Source organism: Streptomyces sp. NPDC111628, from assembly GCF_055635195.1.
The window spans coordinates 444,552-462,082 of the sequence record NZ_JBVKBZ010000003.1 but is presented as its reverse complement, the minus strand read 5'-3'; the positions used below and the strand labels follow the sequence as shown (position 1 = coordinate 462,082).

Sequence of the window (17,531 nt, the reverse complement as noted above, 5' to 3'; positions counted from 1 at the left end):
TCACCCGCTGGGTGACGCGCCCCGCACCATGCGGGGCGCGTCCTGCCTCACGGGAACTGGACGACCTTGGACGGCACGGTGTCCGTCCCCGACGTGCCCGCGCCGGTGTCGTTGACGACATGGCGGTACTGGCCCATGCCGCCCAGCGAGATCACCTGGAGGTTGCGCATCCTGATCCCCGGCTTGACCGGCACCTGGAACCCGTGCTGCTGGACGATGCCCGGGTCGGCGGTGAAGTTGCAGTAACTGCCCAGCGCCACCGCGTCGTGCACGTTCACCGAGTCGGCGACCTTGTAGGCCGCGTAGCCGACGATGCCGTCGTGGGTGATGGCGGCCTCGTTCGGGGCGTCGTAGGCCTTCTCGTTCTGGAAGAAGATGGTCCGGCCGCGCTCACCGCTCCAGTAGACGTCGTACTTGTTGAAGTGCTCGACGAACAGTCCCGTCGCGAGGACGTCGTCGCCGTTGACCCGCAGGCCGTAGTCGGCGCGGTTGGTCTCCCAGCCGACGCCTTCACCGTGGTCGGCCCGCCAGATCCAGGTGTGGTCGATGATCACGTCGTCGCTCTCGACCACGACGGAGTCGGTGGCCTTGCCGGGCCCCGCGCCGCCGACGCGGATGAACACGTCCTGCATGGTGGTGGGGTTGGCGGCGTGGTCGGCGTTCCCGCCCGGCGTCCCGATCCGCAGCAGCGTGTCCGAGTTCACCGGACCCGCGTCGATCAGGAAGCCCGCGAGCCGCACGCCGTCGACGTCGGCCACGTGCATGGCGTCGACGCCGCCGTCCGGAATGATCGTGGCCAGACCGAGGCCGAGCACGACGGTGTTGGCACGGTCGACCTCGATGGTCTGGTCGATGTGGTAGACACCCGGCGTGAACAGCAGGTTGAGGCCCTGGTCGAGCGCGGCGTTGATGGTCGCCGCCGTCGCGCCGGGCTTGACGACGTAGAACTGGCTGAGCGGCAGCGAGGTGCCGCCGGCGTTGGCGGGCCAGGAGACGCCGCGCGCGTTGGTGCGCTTGGCGGGCACGCGCACCTTGTACTCGTTGCCGTCGAGGTAGAGGAAGGGCTTCTCGCGGGAGACCGGCGTGGTGTCGAGCGTGGTGTACGGTCCGGTCTCGAAGTTGCTCGCCGGCGCGCCCTCGACGCCCGTGAACGTCATGTTCCACACACCGTTGGTCCAGCCGCCCACCGAGCTGTCCCGGGTGTACCACTGCTGCTGGGAGTAGGGGCCGACGGTGCCGTCGATCTTCGAGTCGGCGATGTAGCCGCCGGAGGCCCAGCCGTAGCCGTTGGGGGCGAGGTTGAGGCCGCCCTTGACGTGGATGCGCCGGAACGGGGCGGCCTGGGCGACGGCCCAGCGGTCGGTACCGTTGGACGGCGTGATGGCGAGGTTCTCGGCCGAACGCCAGAAGTTCTGGGTGGCGTTGCCGTTGAACCAGCCCGCGTCCACGGTGATGTCACCGTTGATCTGCGTGTCGTCCGGGTTGAGGCCCAGACCGGAGATCGAGGTGTAGAAACCCAGTTGGGCGTTGATCCCGTTGTACGTACCGGGCTTCATCAGGAACTGGTAGCGCTCGCTGCCGAACTGGTTCGACTCCTGCTGGGCGAAGACCTGGTCGAACTTCTGCTGGAGGTTCGGCGTGGCGGGGTCCACGACGATGACGTTCGGGCCCAGGTCGCCGCCGCCCTCGACCGGGGGAGTGCCGGTGGTGCCGGTGTGCACGGCGACCTCCCACAGCGAGTAGCCGTAGCCGGTGGCGCGGGCCGTGCCGTGGACGCGGACGTAGCGGCCCGAACCGCTGACGTCGTAGGAGGCCTTGCCGCCCGTCGCACCCGTGACGCTCTTCAGCGTCTGCCAGCTCTGCCCGTCCGAGGAGGCCTCGATGCTGAAGTCCTTGGCATAGGCGGCCTCCCAGTTCAGGTCGATCTTGCACAGGTCCCGTACGGCTCCGAGGTCGACCCGCACCCACTGCGGATCGGAGGCCTGGCTGGACCAGCGGGTTGCGGTGTCGCCGTCGAAGGCCGCCGCGGCCGGTGTCCCGGCGTTCTCGGCGGAGGAGGCAGTGGCGGGCCTGCCCTGCGCGGCGTTGGCGGTGTCGCAGGAGCCGCCCGGGGCGGTGCCCCCGGTGGTGCCGAAGACCTGGAACTCCCACAGGGAGTAGCCCCATGGGGTGGCCCGGTGGACGCCCTGCATACGGACGTAGCGGCCCTGGCCCGACACGTCGAGCGTGTCGGTGCCGCCGTCGCCGCCGGTGACCGTCTTCGCGTCGGTCCAGGTGCTCCCGTCCTGGGAGAGCTGGATCTTGTAGTCCTTGCCGTAGGCCGCCTCCCAGTCGAGCACGACCCGGGTGACGGAGGCGGTGGCGCCGAGGTCGACCTGGAGCCACTGGTCGTCGCTCGCGGCCGACGACCACCGGGTGGCCGTGTCGCCGTCGACGGCGTTGTGCGACGGCGTTCCGGCGTTCTCGGCCGACGACGACGTGGCCGTCCGGCCCTGGGAGAGGGGAGTGTCGGCCGCGGTGGCCGTCATCGGGGCGGGGAGGGTGACGAGCGCCGCCGTGGCGACGAGCGCGACACCCAAGGATCTCAGTCTCATGCGTGAGCTTTCTGCGGATGCGGACAGGACCGACCAACCGCTGGGCGCAGCGGCTTAGTTCAAGGTGTGATTTAAGTGGTGAGGCATCGATCCGGCAAGACTCCGCACAGGAGTTGTCGTCGTTCAGTGTGCGAGCGGGGCGCGCAGCGCGGGGTCCGACGCGGCCCGCCACACCCCGGGCAGCTCCCGCTGCCGGGCTTCGGCACCCGCCCGTTCCCGGCCGTGCAGCAGCCCCCACGTGAACGCGGACTCGCCCGCCCCGTGAGCGGCCACCGCCAGCCGGCGCAGGGTGTCCTGAGCGACCACGGCGTCCTGGTGCTCGCCGAGCAACTGCTGCACCGCCTTGGCGTGTTTGCCCAGCCGGGCGACGGGCTTGCCGAGCGCGGGATGCGCGACCTCGGCCGCGTAGCGCAGCCGCTTGGCCGCCTTGCGCGCCTCGTGCAGCTCCGTCTCCCGGGACCGGCCGGACGGCCGCGCGAGTGCGAGGTCCATGCGCCCGGCGAGACGGCCGTACTCCTTGAGCACCGCCCGGGCCATCGTCCGGGCCGGCTTCCGCCCGGCCCCGGCGCGCAGGGGCGGACGCCGGACCAGCGTGTCCAGGGCGTCCAGGAGGCGCAGCTGGCGCGGGGTGCCCAGGGCCTGGCGCGTCCGGGACCGCACGTCCTCCTCCCGGGACACGTCCCACACCCGCAGCCGGGCGGCGACGGGACCGAGCACCAGGTCGTCGGGGAGCCCCTCCAGCGCGGCGCCGATGCGTTCCCGCAGCACCTCCTGGTCCCGTGCGGCGCCCAGCTCGCCCGCCAGCCACCGGAGCTCCGCGGCCACGGGATCGGTGACCCGCCGGTCAAGCACCGACCGGTACGAGCGCAGGCAACTGCGCAGCCGGCGGCACGTGACACGCATCTGGTGCACCGCGTCGGGCAGGTCGCGGCGGACCGCCGGATCCAGGTTCACCAGGACGTCGACCTGCTCGCGCAGGTAGGCGACCACGTACGAACCGGACGACCCGGCGACCACTTCGGCGGGCGGCCGTCGCACGCCCGCGTCGCCCACACCGGTGTCCCGCAGCGCCCGGGCGAGCTTCGACGGACTGTCGGCCCGGACGATCCCCTTCTTGCGGAGCTTCTTCTCGACGGCGTCGAGCAGTCGGGCAGGGACACCGTCGGCGAGCTCGACCTCCAGCTCGCCCCACTCGGCGCGCCCGCCGCCCGCCTCCGTCGCGTCCGCCCGCACCTCGTCGAGGCTCAGCTCGGCCAGCACCGCGCCCTCGGCGTCGCGCAGCTGCCGCACGGCCCGGGTGGACCGGATCCGCACCACCGGACGCAGCGGGGCGCCCCGCGTGCGGGACAGCACCAGCTCGCGCAGCTCCTCGGGCACGTCGTCCGACAGCGGGGCCCAGACCTCTTCGCGGGTGTCCCCGGCGAGCGGCAGCTTCAGGTGCCAGCCCGCGTCCGGGCCGCCCGTACGGCGGCGCAGTGTGGCCGAGGACCCGGCGAGCCGCAGGTCCACCGTGTCGTGGTACACGGCGTCGAGCTCCTCGGGCCCGGTCGCGGTGACCGAGGCGACGGGTCCGGCGCCGGTGAGATCCGGCAGCCCGGCGAGGCCACCGGAGGGCGGCTCGTACTTGCGCTCCGTCTCGTGCTTCGAATGGGTCATGTTGAGGTCTTCGACACGATCCGCCGAATCAAACCCCGTCGGGGACCACCCAGGGGCGCGGATCCGTGTAGTACCCGTCCAGGATGACCTCGAAATGCAGGTGCGGACCGGTCGACAGGCCGGTGGAGCCGACCCGTCCGATCGGGGCCCCGGCCTCCACGGTCTGCCCCACCGACGTCTCCAGGGCGGAGAGGTGACTGTAGGTCGTCTCCACCCGCTTGCCCTGGATGGTCCCGTGGTCGATCACGATGCGGTTGCCGTACGCACTGGTGAGCGCGGCGAACACGACGCGGCCCCGCCGTGCCGCCACGACCTGCGCCCCCTGCGGCGCGGCGAAGTCCACACCGGTGTGCAGCTTGGTCACCCCGGTCAGCGGGTGCTCCCGCGACCCGAAGGGCGAGGTGATCGTGAGCGGGCTCACCGGCGCGGTCAGCAGGGCGCCGGCGGGCCCGCCCGCGCCGCCGGAGTCCTCCCGGTCCAGCGCCTCGTACCGCGGCACCAGGGCCTGGACCTCGGCGAGGTACGTCTTCGCCGCCGCGGGGACGCGCCCCGCCCCGGTCACGGCGTCCGGTCCCACGGCGTACGCGGCGAGGGTCAGCTCCACGAGGTCGCCGTTGACCCGGCCCTCGGTGCGCAGTCCGGTCACCTTCTCGGCCAGGGAACAGTCCCGCCGGCCCAGCGCCATGATGGCGTCCGCCGGATCGCGGGGCGAGGCGTGCCCGTTGCCGTCGTCGTCCTTGCCCCAGGCCCGCCACTCGCTGTCGGTGAACGCGGCGATGCCCTTCTGGCCCGAGAGTTCGTCCGAGTCGTCGCTCCAGCCCGAGAGCTGGTCGATCTGCGCGGCGAGCACCGACGGCTCCAGAACCGTGCAGGCCGAGGCGGCCTTGCGCAGCCACGGGACGTAGGAGGGGTCGATGTCGGCCGCGGCGGACGGCTCGGCGTCGGAGTCGTCGGTCCACGGGTCCGGCAGTCCGCCCAGCGCGAGGAAGGCGGCCACGCCGGTGACGGTCACGAGCGCCGGCAGCAGCAACAGCGTGACGGGGCCCGGTCCGCGGCGCTTTCGCCCGGGGCCACGGTCCGGCCGTTGCGGCGGCTCCGGTTCCAGCCGTGGGTGGTCCGTGTCGTCGGGCGTCTGCGCCAGGGTCGGCCGCTCGTCGTTCATCTGGCCGCTCGCCGGGACGTGTTGCTCACGAGGAGACGCTAACGCCACCCCGGCGCTGGCGTCAGGAGCCGCCGAGGCAGAAGGAGATGCCCGAACGGGCACCCCCGTCGGGCCCTGTCGTGACACCACCTACGGCGGCGAGGGGCGGACGGCGAGGACCGCGATGTCGTCCGCACTGTCCGCTCCCAGGCCGATCAACAGCTCGTCGCAGAACGTGTCGAGGGGCTCGCGGGCCAGGTCGGCGGCGTGCCCGCGCAGCCGGTCGAGGGCCTCGTCGAGGGCTTCGTCGCGGCGCTCGACGAGGCCGTCCGTGTACAGCAGCAGCGTCGAGTGGGCCGGCAGCGCGTCACGGGCCGTGCCGCGGGAGGCCTCGGGGTCCATGCCGAGCAGCAGACCGGCCCCGCCGTCGAGGTAGCGGGTCCGGCCGTCCCGGGTGGTGAGCAGCGGCGGCGGATGGCCGGCGGAGGAGTGCGTCAGCTCCCAGGGGCCCTCCGGGGGCCCCTTGATCAGGCCGTAGACGCAGGTGCCGGTCGCCTCCCGATGGAGACTGTGGTTCGCCAGGTCCAGTCGGCGCAGCACCTCCGCGGGCGGCTCCTCGCGGTCCACGGCGATGCCGCGCAGCATGCTGCGCAACTGGCTCATCGCGATGGCCGCGTCCAGATCGTGCCCCGTGACGTCGCCGATGACCAGCGCGGTGTTCCCGCCGGGCAGGACGAAGCTGTCGTACCAGTCCCCGCCGACCTGCGCGGTGGTCGAGGAGGCGGCGTACCGGGCGGCCAGACGCAGCCCCTCGACCTTCGGCAGCACCGGCAGCAGCGAGCGCTGGAGCCGTTCGGCGATGGAGCGGGTGTCCTGGTACAACCGGGCGTTGTCCACCCCCAGCGCGAGGCTGTGCACCAGGTCGTCGACCAGCGTCAGGTCCTCTTCCGTGAACGGCCGCCCGCGGGGCGCGCGGGCGAGGGTCAGGGCACCGAAGATCTTGCGGCGGGCCCGCAGCGGGGCGACGACGGCACTGCCCGCCCCCAACTCCCGGAACAGGTTGGCGTAGGCCCGGTCCAGCGCGCTCCCGGTCTGCCCCGGCTGCGGGGCGTCGGTGAGCAGGAGGGGCCCGGCTCCGCGCAGCACCCGGGCCAGCGGACCGCGCGACTCCTCGGAGACCCCGGGGAGCACGCCCTCGTACGCCCCCGGGCGCAGGGCCCGGGGATCGCGGTGGAGGACACACGCCCGGTCCACCCGGGCGTCGGGGGTGAACAGGTCCACCACGCACCAGTCGGCCAGCCGCCGCGTCAGCAGCCGGCCCACGCGTTGGAGGCCCTCGTCCAGATCCAGGGTGTTGTTGAGCTGCGCCCCCAGTTCGGCCAGGAGGGTGAGCCGGTCCAGCGCCGACATGCCGCCCCGGACGCCGGCCGTCCTGGTGCCCGCCGGCGGCCCGGTGCGCGACCGGCCCCCGTCGGGCTCCCCGACCGCCGCCTCCCGGATCCTGCCCGGAGTCCTCGGCCCGTCGAGGAACGTGGTCGCCCGCGGCACGAGCTGTGCGACGAAGACGGTGCGGCCGTCGGCCGTCTCCTGCGTCTGGATGTACAGCCGCACCGGAACGAGCCGGCCGTCACGGTGCAGCGCCGGAAGCGGCACCGAGCGCCCCACGATGCGGGTGCGGCCGGTGAGCAGCATCGAGGTGAACGCCGCCGTGTGCCGCTCGCGCAGGTGTTCGGGGATGAGGGTGGTGAGACGGCGCCCCACGAGGTCGTCCGGGTCCCAGCCCAGCAGGTCCGCCGCGGCCCCGTTGGTCGCGACGATCCGGTTGCCCTCGTCGGCGGCGACGGTCGGCATCCTGCTGGCCCGCACCTGGCCGACGTCCCACGGCACGAGTTCGGCGGAGCTGACCTCCGGTGCGCGGGGGACCACGGTCCACGCGGTGGGCCGGCCCCCGGTCAGCTGCCCGGCGATCTCGTCGAAGAGCCAGTTCTGGAAGGCGCGGCCGCGGGGCAGGGCCGGAAGCGTGAGCAGCCGTTCCTCCCGGGCCCGTGCCTCGGCCAGGTCGAGTACGCGGCGCAGTGCCCGCACCGCCGGCAGGGCGTCGGCCGACAGCGGCAGGGGCAGGGTGCGCAGACCGGACTCGGGGGCCGGTCCCTCCAGCGCGGCCGACACACAGGCGCTGATCACGTTGTTGACGTCGTTGGCCGCGACGAGGTCCTCGGGCGGCACCCCGAGGAGGTCTCCCGCGGACGCGGCGAGGATCAGCTCGCGCAGCACCGCGTGCCGATGCTGCCGGCACGCGGACTCCAGGGCGGTCGGCATGTCGACCAGCGTCACGGTCGGTTCGGCGGGCAGCGGCCGCACGGCGGTCTCCCACCCGGCCGACGGCGGCGGCGGACCGCCGTGCCACAGCTCGAACCACACCGTCTTGCCCACGTCGCCGCTGTCCGCCCCGAACCGCGAGGCCAACTGCTCCACCAGTGCGAGACCCTGCCCCGTACCGGAGTACGGCGAGCAGTGCTGCGGTACGAGACCACGGCCCGGCCGCCGGTCCCCGACCCGTACGCGCACCCGGCCGTCCAGGCGCCCCACGCTCACCTCGACCTCGGTGCGCGCGTGCAGCACCGCGTTGGTGACCAGCTCGCTGACCAGGAGCTGGGCCGTGTCCACCAGGTCACGGGCGGCGCCGTCCAGCGCGGCACCCACGAACCGGCGGGCCGCCGCCACGCTTGCCGGTCCGTCGGGGAAACGCCGTGACACCGCCGCCGGCGGATCTGGACACACCATGACCACAGTGTGGTGTCGCACGGCCCGCCCCGCAGCGCGCGCCGTCGCCACGCTTCCCGCTCCCGGCGACGCTCCTGTCCGCCGGTCGGGTGACGCGGCCCGGTGCGGACCCGGGGTGAGGCCCGCGGTGGCGGTCGGGTGCGGAAGGTTCGTACCGGCCGGAGCACGCGCCGGGTCTGGCAGGCGGCCGATTACTCCGATAGCTTGCTGGTGCGGCCCCGCGTTCTCCCCCGTACGCGGGGCCGCACCAGCACGGCCGGGCGGCGCCGGCTCAGGGGGCGAGTACGCCCCGCAGCCCCGGTTGCAGCCGGTCCCCGTGGGCCCGGACCATGTCGTCGCACAACCGCCAGATCTCCTCGACCGGCAAGGTGGCCGCCGTCGCCGGGTCGGCCATCGCCGCGTGCCTGATGTGCCGCGGGTCGTCCTCCGTCGCCGCCCGCACCACCAGGTCGGTGGTGCTGAGGTAGGCCCGGTTGAGGGCGGCCAGCTGCGGGGGCAGCGCGCCGACGCGGGTGGGCTGGAGGCCCGCGGAGTCGACCAGGCACGGCACCTCGACGGTGCCCCGGGCGGGCAGGTTCTCGATCAGACCGTGGTTCGGCACGTTGCCGTAGACCGTGCGGGGCGTGCCGGTCACCATGCTGTGGATGATCTGCGGCGCGTACTCCATGGTGCCCTCGACCGTGAGCGGCGCCCCGCACGCCAGCGCGTCGCGGGTCCGCTCGTACTCGGCAACGTTCTCGTCCACGATGCCGAGGTAGGCACCGACGGGCAGCCGCAGCCGCTCGATCTCGCTGTCGTGGTGCAGGTACCAGGGCACGTACTCGGAGGAGTGCTCGCTGGTCTCCGTCGGGTAGTGGCCCAGGCGCCGGTACATGTCCATGCGGACCCGGCGCCGCAGCTGCGGATCCTCGGCGATCAGCGCGTCCAGGCGCGGGTGGAGGTCCTCGCCCCCGTGCTCCAGACGCAGCACCCACGCCTGGTGGTTGACGCCCGCGGCTTGGTAGGTGACCTCCTCGTAGGGGACCTTCAGCAGCTCGCACAGACCCTGGACCGTCCAGTACACGGAGTGGCACAGCCCCACCACGCGCGTCAGGCCGGTCGCCTCGGCGAGGTACTGCACGTTCATCGCCATCGGGTTGGTGTAGTTGAGCAGCCAGGCGTCCGGGCAGACCTCGGCGATGTCCTCGCCGAGCGCCTTGAGCAGCGGGAAGGTGCGCAGGGCCCGGAAGATGCCGCCGACGCCCAGGGTGTCGCCGATGGTCTGGCGCAGCCCGTACCGGGCCGGGACCTCGAAGTCGGTTCGGGTCGCCTCGCCCATGCCGACCTGCACGATGTTGATGACGAAGTCGGCGCCGACCAGGGCCTCGCGGCGGTCGGCGTGCGCGGTGACGCGCGGCCGGGCGCCGCGTTCGGCGGCGATGTACTCGGCGGCGGCCCGCGCGGTGGCCAGGCGCTCCGCGTCGATGTCGTGCAGCGCGATGTGCGCGGACTTCAGCTCGTCGAAGGCGAAGAGGTCGGCGAGCAGGCCCTGGGTGAAGACGACGCTGCCGGCTCCGACGAAGGTGATCTTGGGTGCGGACGGGTGGGCGGTGGTGCTCATGCGGGGTTCTTTCCGTTGCGGGTGGCGGCGGACGGAGGGCGGGTGGTCAGCCCTTGAGTCCGCTGGAGGTGATCGACTGGATGAAGGTCTTCTGCGCGCCGAGGAAGGCGAGCAGGACCGGCAGCACGGTGATGACGTTGCCCGCCATCACGGCCGCCCACTGGGTGTGGTGCTGCCCCTGGAACGTCGTCAGGCCCAGTTGCAGCGTGTACTGCGTGTCGTGGTTGATGGCGATCAGCGGCCAGGTGAGGTCGTTCCACGTGGTCAGGAAGGTCAGCACGGCCACCGTGGCCAGCGCCGGACGGGACAGCGGCAGCACGATCCGCCACAGCACCCGCAGCCGTGAACAGCCGTCGATCCAGGCGGCCTCCTCCAGCTCCCTGGGCAGCGAGAGGAAGAACTGCCGCAGCAGGAACACGGCGAACGGCGTGACCAGTGACGGCACGATCAGCGCGCCCAGGGTGTCGATGAGGCCGAGCTTCTTCATCACCAGGAACGTCGGGATCATCGTCAGCTGGAACGGCACCGCCATGGTGGCCAGCATCAGCCCCATGAGCACCCTGGAGCCCGCGAACCGCATCCGGGCGAAGGCGTACCCGGCGAGCGACCCGAAGACCAGGTTCGCGGCGACGGTGACGGCGGAGACGATCAGCGAGTTGACGAACCAGCGGGGGAACATCGCGTTGCCCAGCACGTACCGGTATCCGCCGAGGTCGATGCCGGACGGCCACAGGGCCGGCGGGAACCGGTTGATCTCGGCGTTGCTCATCACGGAGCTGAGCACCAGCCACACCAGCGGCACGGCGAAGACCAGGGCGAGCGGCGCGAGCAGCAGGTGCCAGGGGCTGAACGGGAGCCGCGGGCGGCTTCGTTCGCCGGTCGGTGCCTTCACGATGTCGTGGGCGTCGGCTGCGGCGCCGGGCCGGGCGGAGGTCGCCGTCATGATCGGGCCCCTTCGAGACGGTGGCGTCCCCGACGCCGGACGATGCGGACGGCCCCGGCGACCAGACCTAGGGCGACGGCCAGGACGTAGGCGGCCGAGGCCCCGTACCCGGCGGTGGCGTTCTTGAAGGCCTGCTCCCAGATGAAGTAGACGATCACCGTGGTCGATCCGAGCGGACCGCCCTTGGTGGTGACGTACACGAGGTCGAAGACCTGGAGGGACTGGATGGCCTGCCACAGCACCAGGAAGACCGTGACCGGCGTGAGCGTGGGCAGCGTGACGTGGCGCAGCAGGTGCCGGCGCCCGGCGCCGTCGAGGCGCGCCGCCTCGATCAGGGACTGCGGCACGTCCTGGAGGGCGGCGAGGTAGACGACGACACAGAACCCGGTGCCGCTCCACAGGGTGATCGCCACCAGCACCAGGAGCGCCTGGGAGGGATCGGACAGGAAGCCCTGCGAGGAGACGCCGAGGCGGTGCAGCACCGAGTTGGCGGCGCCGAACTCCGGGTCAAGGATGAACGAGAACAGCACGCCCTGCGCGGTCGCCGACAGCACGAACGGCACGAAGATCAGGGTGCGGTAGAGGCCCACGAGGCGGATGCGCCGGTTCAGGACCAGGGCGAGGGCCAGGCCGAACAGCAGGCTCAGCGGCACGTACAGGACCGTGTAGAGCAGGGTGTTGCGGACCGCCTGGCTGAAGTTCGGGTCCTGGGCGAGGGCGCGGTAGTTGTCCAGGCCCACCCAGCGGCTGGGGGTCACCAGGTCGCTGGCCTGGAAGGACAGCAGCAGCGACCAGACGACCGGGACGATGCTCAGGCCGAGGACGATCAGGACCGCAGGGGAGACGAACGCCCAGGCGGTGCCGGTTTCGCGGCGGCGCTTGCGGCGCAGTGGCCGTGGGTCCGGCGGCGGGCCCTCGACGGTGATGGGACGGGGGAGGCGCGGCATGGCGGTGTGGCTCCTCAACGCGGAATGAGCAGGGCGGCGTTGGCTTCGTCGGCGCAGGCGCGCAGCGCCTTCTCGGGGGTGCTGCGCCCCAGGAGCACGGCGACGATCGCCTGCCCCAGCGCCTGCGAGACCTCCGGGTACGCCGCGTGGACGGGACGCACCCGCGCCGTCTCCAACGCCGTGGTGAACACGTTCAGGCCCTCGGTGCGGGCGACCTTGTCCTGCCAGGCGGGCAGGGCCTCGGTGCGGCGGCTGAGCGGCAGGCTGCCGGCCTCGATGTCCCAGCGCACGTCCTGCTCGGGACGGGCCAGCCAGGTCAGGAAGGTCCGGGCGGCCTTCGACCGGGCCTCGCCGTTGTCGAACACCGTCCAGGTGTCGGGCCCCGAGATGGTGACCGGGCGTCCGCTGAAGGAGGGCAGGGGAACGACGTGGTAGTCGACCCCGGCGGTCTCGATGTCGGGCAGCTGCCACGGACCGGTGACCACCATGCCCATGCGGCCGGACTGGAACACCTGGTACATCTGCTCGCTGCCGGGCTTGGGGTCGATGTACACGCTCTTGTCCCCGGCCAGGTCGGCCACCACCTGAAGCGCCCGGGCGCCGGTGTCGGCGAAGCCGATGCCCTTGCCGTCGTCGTCGACGACGTCGCCGCCCAGGTCCCAGATCAGCGGCCACAGACGCCACACGGTGTCCTCGTCGCCCGTGCCCGGCCAGCCGGTGCCGAACCGGCCCCGGCCCGACTCGGTGAGCGTGCGGGCCGAGGAGACGAAGTCCTGCCAGGTCCAGCCGGCCTTCGGCAGCGGCAGACCGGCCTCGCGGAACAGCTTCTTGTTGCAGACCACGGCGAGCGAGTCGAGCACCGCGGGGGCGGCCCTCACCCTGCCGTTGAGCGTGACGGCGTCCCTGGAGGCCGCCCAGTAGTTCTTCCACGGCACGGGTCCCGACCCGACCATGTCGGTCAGGTCCACCACCTGCGGGCTGCGGGCGACCCGGGCCAGGTCCGACCCGAAGATGTAGGCGATGTCGGGGTAGGAACCGGCGGCGAGGGCGGCCGTCACCTTCTGGAGCATCACGTCGGACAGCACACCGCCGCCCAGCTTCACCCTGATCTTCGGGTGGGCCCGCTCGAAGTCGGCGACGAGCCCTTCCAGGACCTTCTTCGCCGTGTCCGCCTGGCCGTGCCACATCTCGACGGTGACCGTGCCGTCGGCGGCGACGCCGTCGTCCGTACCGGCCCCGCAGCCGGTCACCGCGGTGCCCGCGACGGCCGCCAGCGCGGCACCCCCGCCGGCCCGCAGCACACCCCTGCGCGAGGGGCGCGCGGCACGTCGGACCGCATCCATCTGTACCTCCAAGGACTTCACTGGCCGTCGGGCGGTGTCAGCAGGTCTCACGGACGTAGCCGCTGCTGCCCTTCGGGGACACGTCCAGGTCGCGCCGGACGATGCTCAGCTCGTCGCCGAAGCCCGCGCACGCCTTCGACAGGCCCTTGGCCGTGTACTCGATGACAATCACCCGGTCGCCGAACTCGGCCGTGTAGTCGCCGCACTCGTCCCACTCGCCGCACTCCTCGGCGACCGCGAAGTCCAGTCCGTTCTGCTCGCGGTTCGGGGCCAGTTCGACGGTGTTCTTCTGCCCGATCGCCAGTCCGTCGGAGTGCGCGCGGTCCGCCAGCAGCTTGATCAGGCCCTGCGCGTCGGCGGCGTCCAGCAGGTCGCCCGCGCGGGTGTAGCTGTCGTAGTTGTCCGGCTCGACGGCCTGGAAGCCCTTGTCCGCGCAGCCGTCGATCCAGGTGCCGACCTTCTCGGCGATGCGCTCGCGCTTGTCGGCGGTGCGGATGTCGAGGAAGGCCTCGCCCCAGTCGGTGTCGTAGACGACGTCGCCGTTCGCGTCGCGCAGCAGCAGGTCGTCGTCCCAGTCCTGCTCGGCGCCGGGCTGGGCCTGGAAGGCGTTGACGTAGCAGATGTTGTACAGGCCCGGCGCGGGGGCGGCCGTGTGGTCGCGGCTGACCACCTCCACACCGGCCGGCGGGGTGTAGGCGCCGCCGATCTGGTAGTCGAAGCCCGCGTGGGCGGGTGGCGGGGTGTAGGTGGCGGCCTCGGCCGGGGTGCTGCCCGGGACGAGTGCCGCGGCGGTGACGAGGACGGCGGTGGCACCTATGCCGGCCAGTACCGGCTTCCTGGGGGTGTGCACCTGTGTACGGCTCATGGTTCGAGCTCCGGAGGATGGTGGGCACGTCCCCGCCTCGGACGCGCGTGGCCGTCCTGGCGACTCAGTCCGGGCTCCTGGCGCGAAGCCAGCTACCGGCTGGGCGTACCTCTGCCGCCGATCACACGACATCGGCGTTGATCGGGAGTAAATCGACCGGATATAGGCCCTGTCAAGGGTTCGAAACGAGAGAGGCGATGCATGAAGATGATCGAAAGGTGCTCCAAGAGTGCAGAAACAATCATCAGGCGTCGGTTCCCCGATACCCGGGAACGATGGAGGCGGGCCGGGCGGGAGCCGTGATCACGCCGCTCCCGCGGGGCTGGTAGCGTCGCGTGGTCGCGGCGGGCGGCGCGAGAGAGGTGTCGGTGCGTGGGAGAGCGGCAGGACCGTGACTGGGTGGCGATGACGCCGGGCGACTTCGACCGGGACGCCCCACTGGTCCTCAACGTGGGCACCGGCCCCGCCACCGTCCCGGCCGAGCCCGACGAGTACGGCACCGCCCCCCTGTTCGGCGAGGCGGCACCGGCACCCGGCACCCGGCCGCGCAACCGGCGGGGACGGCCCACGCCCGGTCAGGAGCCGCTGTTCTGACCGTCCCCGCCGGGGATCACGGGGCGGGCACCTCGTCCACGAACCCCGTACCGGCGGCGCGGTACCCGGCGACCTTGGCCGCGACCCCGGCCGGGGTCAGCACCTGGTCCTTGACGTGCAGGACGTAGTCGACCTGCTGGTCGTAGGCGCGCGGCGTCGTCGAGGTCTGGCCGTTCAGGTCGATCAGCCACTGGTTGAAGTTGATCGACATCGGCCGTTCCGGCAGGTACTGCGCGTCGTGCGTGCCGAACAGCTGCCCGTCCACGTAGTAGGTGATGGCGCTGTCGTCGATCGTCACCACCAGGTCGTGCCAGCCGGCGTAGCTGCTGCGCTGCTCGGAGTGCTGGTTGACGGCCTGCCAGGGATCGGGGTTGTAGGTCTCCCAGGAGGTCGTGTAGAGAATGTTCGACGGTTCGCCCCATCCTCCGTTCGGCAGGTACTCGAAGTCGTACTCGGCGTAGTCGTCGGCCATCGGAGCCTTGAGGTCGTTGATGGTGAAGAAGGTCTGCACCAGATGGTCCCCGTCGGGCCCGGACTTGGGCGTGTCGGCGAACTTGACCCGCGCCGCGTACGTGCCGTCCTTGAACTTCGTCGACTTGGTCAGGACCTCGGTCTGCGTGGTGGACGCGCCGGTGCCGGCCGTGGACGTCTCCAGGTTCATCACCGAGTTGCCTCCGGCGGAGACGAAGGTGACCTTCGAGGGGTCCCACGTGGCGCCGGGGACGCCGGGACCGCCGGAGTTGGAGCGCACGTTCCAGCCGTGGGCCGAGATCGCGGGATCCGTGTGCGAGCTGTAGTCGAAGTCGTCGAACAGGGTCTCACCGCCGCCGGGCGGATCGGTGGGGTCGGTCGGGTCGGTCGGGTCCGTGGGGTCGTTGCCCTCGGGAGCCGTTCCCCAGACGGTGGCGCCGGCCAGTTGGGCGGTGACCTTGTCCCAGTTCGCGTACGCGGTCTGGCCGCCGCCGAAGGAGTAGTCGTCGCTCTGCCGCAGCGGCTGCCAGTTGCTCTGGTAGAAGCGCAGTTGCAGGTCACCGGTGTCCGCACCGGGCGCGAGGGTGCCGGCCGCCGAGGTGAAGCCGATCTCCAGGTAGCGGTCGGCCGTCGCGGTCGGACTGCTCAGGGTGCCGAACGTGCCGGTCACCGCGGCACAGCCGCGCACCGCCCAGGAGCAGGCGAAGCGGTAGGAGGCGTTCGGGGAGTCCGCCTTGAAGTAGTAGCGGAGCTTCACCTGGCTCAGCTGCACGGTGGACGAGCCGGTGTTGCGGACCTTGAACCAGGGTTCCGTCTGGTCCGCGGTGGCTCCGCTCGCGCCGGTGCGGTACTGGACGGTGAGACCGTCGGCGGCGGGAGCGGCCTGGGCGGGGAGGGCGGTCAGGGCACCGCCGCCCAGGAGGACGGACAGGGCGAGCGCCAGGCGGGCGCGGCCCGCGGCGGATCGGATTCTCATGCGGGATCCTTTCGGTACGACTCCCGCCTGCGCGGGAGCGTCGGTGGGTGGTGCGTGGTGTGGGGGAACAGCACGGGGGGACCGGGCGGCGGGGTGGCGTGCGGGACGTCCAGGGCCTCCAGGCGGGCGCGGTGCCCGGCCAGCCGGGCCGTGAAGTCCCGCCAGCCCGACGTGCCGTCCCAGACCCGCTCGGCGAGTGCGCACAGCCGCGGGAAGGTGAGGTACTCGATGTGCTCAGGGGTGCGCACGAACTCCGTCCACAACTGGCCCTGGGCGCCCAGCACCCGGGACGCCGCCTCCGGAGTCGGCGGCGCGAGGTCCACGTCGTGCACGGCGCGCAGGTCGACGACCGCCCCGGGCTGGGCGGGCGGTTCGCCGGGATCCGTGCCGCGCGCGTAGTCGAAGTAGGTCGCGCGGTGGTCGGCGTGCACGACCTGGTGCCCGCGCAGTGCCGCCGCCCGGGCGTGCGCCGGTTCGCGCCAGCTCATCACCGTGCAGTCCAGGGGGAGGGCGACGCCGCTCTCGGCCCAGACGACCGGCCTGCGGCCCGCGCGCACCAGGTGCTCGGACAGCCGCGCGATGAACCAGGGGTGCAGTGCGCGCGGCCCCGCCAGCCCCTCATGGGCGGCACGGGCCCGCGCCGCCGGGCTCAGCTCCCACTCCGTGGTGGGGACCTCGTCCCCGCCGATGTGCACGTACGGCGAGGGGAAGACGTCCATCACCTCGTCCAGGACGGTGCGGAAGAAGTCCAGGACGTGGCCGCCGGTGCCCAGGACGTTCTCGCACACGCCCCAGTGCGTCCACACGTCCAGTCGGCGGGTGGGGTCGGTGCCCAGCTCGGGGTACGCGGCCAGGGCGGCGCGGACGTGCCCCGGCACGCCGGTCTCCGGCAGTACGCTCACGCCGCGCTCCGCCGCGTACCCGACCAGGCCCCGCAGTTCCGCACGGGTGTAGGAACCGCCGTGCGGCACACCGTCGAACCGGTCGCTGCCCGCGGGGCCCACCATCGACTCCGCGCGCCGGCCGCCGACCTCGGTGAGCCGGGGGTGGGACGCCACCGGCATCCGCCAGCCCTGGTCGTCGGTGAGGTGGAGGTGGAAGACGTTCAGCTTGTGCAGCGCCAGCAGGTCGACGTAGCGCCGCAGATAGGACACCGGCTGGAAGTGCCGGGCCACGTCCAGCATGGAGCCGCGCCAGGCATGGCGGGGTACGTCGGTGATCTCCACGGCCGGCAGCTCCCACGGCACCCCGCGCACCGGTCGCCCGGACAGGGCCTCGTAGGGCAGGAGTTGCCGCACCGTCTGCACCCCGCGCAGCAGCCCGGCCGGGCGGGCGGCCCGCAGCAGGACACCCTGGGGGCTCACGGTCAGGCCGTACCCCTCGTCGCCGAGGCCGGTCAGGGCGGGGTCGAGGGCGAGTACGAAGGTTCCGTCGGCCGCGGAGTCCAGGCGCAGTCCGGTGGCCGGGGCGAGAAGGGTGCGCAGCAGGGCCGCGGCGGGACCGGCCCCCGGGGTGACCCGCAGCCGGGTCGTGCCGTCGAGCCGGAAGCGGCCGGAACGGGTGGAGAGACGGCGGGGGCGGGGAACCAGGGACATTTCGGGGCGTGGCAGGTCCACG

Annotated in this window: 12 protein-coding genes; 1 reads left to right on the top strand and 11 read right to left on the bottom strand. The window is 72.5% G+C overall.

The annotated features are described in order from the left end of the window. Positions 1–47 precede the first annotated feature (47 nt). From ACZ7MF_RS16970 to ACZ7MF_RS16930, 9 genes are all read right to left on the bottom strand, one after another. The gene (locus ACZ7MF_RS16970) at positions 48–2,594 is read right to left on the bottom strand and encodes a discoidin domain-containing protein (protein ID WP_471477584.1); all 2,547 of its coding nucleotides are present in this window, start codon (positions 2,592–2,594) and stop codon (positions 48–50) included. A gap of 123 nt (positions 2,595–2,717) precedes the next feature. Further along, a complete protein-coding gene (locus ACZ7MF_RS16965; protein WP_471477583.1) occupies positions 2,718–4,250 on the bottom strand; it encodes a CYTH and CHAD domain-containing protein in 1,533 nt (510 codons plus the stop codon). Between the two features lie 28 nt (positions 4,251–4,278). Continuing rightward, the gene (locus ACZ7MF_RS16960; protein WP_471477582.1) at positions 4,279–5,412 is read right to left on the bottom strand and encodes a M23 family metallopeptidase; all 1,134 of its coding nucleotides are present in this window, start codon (positions 5,410–5,412) and stop codon (positions 4,279–4,281) included. A 129-nt stretch (positions 5,413–5,541) separates the two neighbouring features. Further along, a complete protein-coding gene (locus ACZ7MF_RS16955) occupies positions 5,542–8,175 on the bottom strand; it encodes a SpoIIE family protein phosphatase (RefSeq protein ID WP_471477581.1) in 2,634 nt (877 codons plus the stop codon). A gap of 271 nt (positions 8,176–8,446) precedes the next feature. Next, the gene (melA, locus tag ACZ7MF_RS16950; protein ID WP_471477580.1) at positions 8,447–9,775 is read right to left on the bottom strand and encodes an alpha-galactosidase; all 1,329 of its coding nucleotides are present in this window, start codon (positions 9,773–9,775) and stop codon (positions 8,447–8,449) included. 46 nt (positions 9,776–9,821) lie between these two features. Continuing rightward, positions 9,822–10,718 (bottom strand): carbohydrate ABC transporter permease, encoded by an 897-nt coding sequence (locus ACZ7MF_RS16945; RefSeq protein ID WP_471477579.1) that lies wholly within the window; start codon positions 10,716–10,718, stop codon positions 9,822–9,824. Beyond that, positions 10,715–11,665, bottom strand: coding sequence for a carbohydrate ABC transporter permease (locus ACZ7MF_RS16940; protein WP_388515599.1), 951 nt, complete (start codon positions 11,663–11,665; stop codon positions 10,715–10,717). The genes ACZ7MF_RS16945 and ACZ7MF_RS16940 overlap by 4 nt, the downstream gene beginning before the upstream one ends. A gap of 14 nt (positions 11,666–11,679) precedes the next feature. After that, complete coding sequence (locus ACZ7MF_RS16935; protein WP_471477578.1) at positions 11,680–13,008, bottom strand: ABC transporter substrate-binding protein; 1,329 nt, start codon at positions 13,006–13,008, stop codon at positions 11,680–11,682. A 37-nt stretch (positions 13,009–13,045) separates the two neighbouring features. Beyond that, a complete protein-coding gene (locus ACZ7MF_RS16930) occupies positions 13,046–13,873 on the bottom strand; it encodes an endo alpha-1,4 polygalactosaminidase (RefSeq protein ID WP_471477577.1) in 828 nt (275 codons plus the stop codon). A 372-nt stretch (positions 13,874–14,245) separates the two neighbouring features. Between ACZ7MF_RS16930 and ACZ7MF_RS16925 the strand changes: the two genes are divergently transcribed. Further along, positions 14,246–14,467: a hypothetical protein gene (locus tag ACZ7MF_RS16925; RefSeq protein WP_471477576.1), complete on the top strand. Its 222-nt coding sequence runs from the start codon at positions 14,246–14,248 to the stop codon at positions 14,465–14,467. Positions 14,468–14,483: 16 nt separating this feature from the next. Here ACZ7MF_RS16925 and ACZ7MF_RS16920 read toward each other — a convergent pair whose 3' ends face one another. Next, positions 14,484–15,914, bottom strand: coding sequence for a cellulose binding domain-containing protein (locus ACZ7MF_RS16920; RefSeq protein WP_471477575.1), 1,431 nt, complete (start codon positions 15,912–15,914; stop codon positions 14,484–14,486). After that, a complete protein-coding gene (locus ACZ7MF_RS16915) occupies positions 15,911–17,530 on the bottom strand; it encodes a beta-N-acetylhexosaminidase (RefSeq protein WP_471477574.1) in 1,620 nt (539 codons plus the stop codon). Before ACZ7MF_RS16915 ends, ACZ7MF_RS16920 begins: the two co-directional genes overlap by 4 nt. Between the last annotated feature and the right edge of the window lies 1 nt (position 17,531).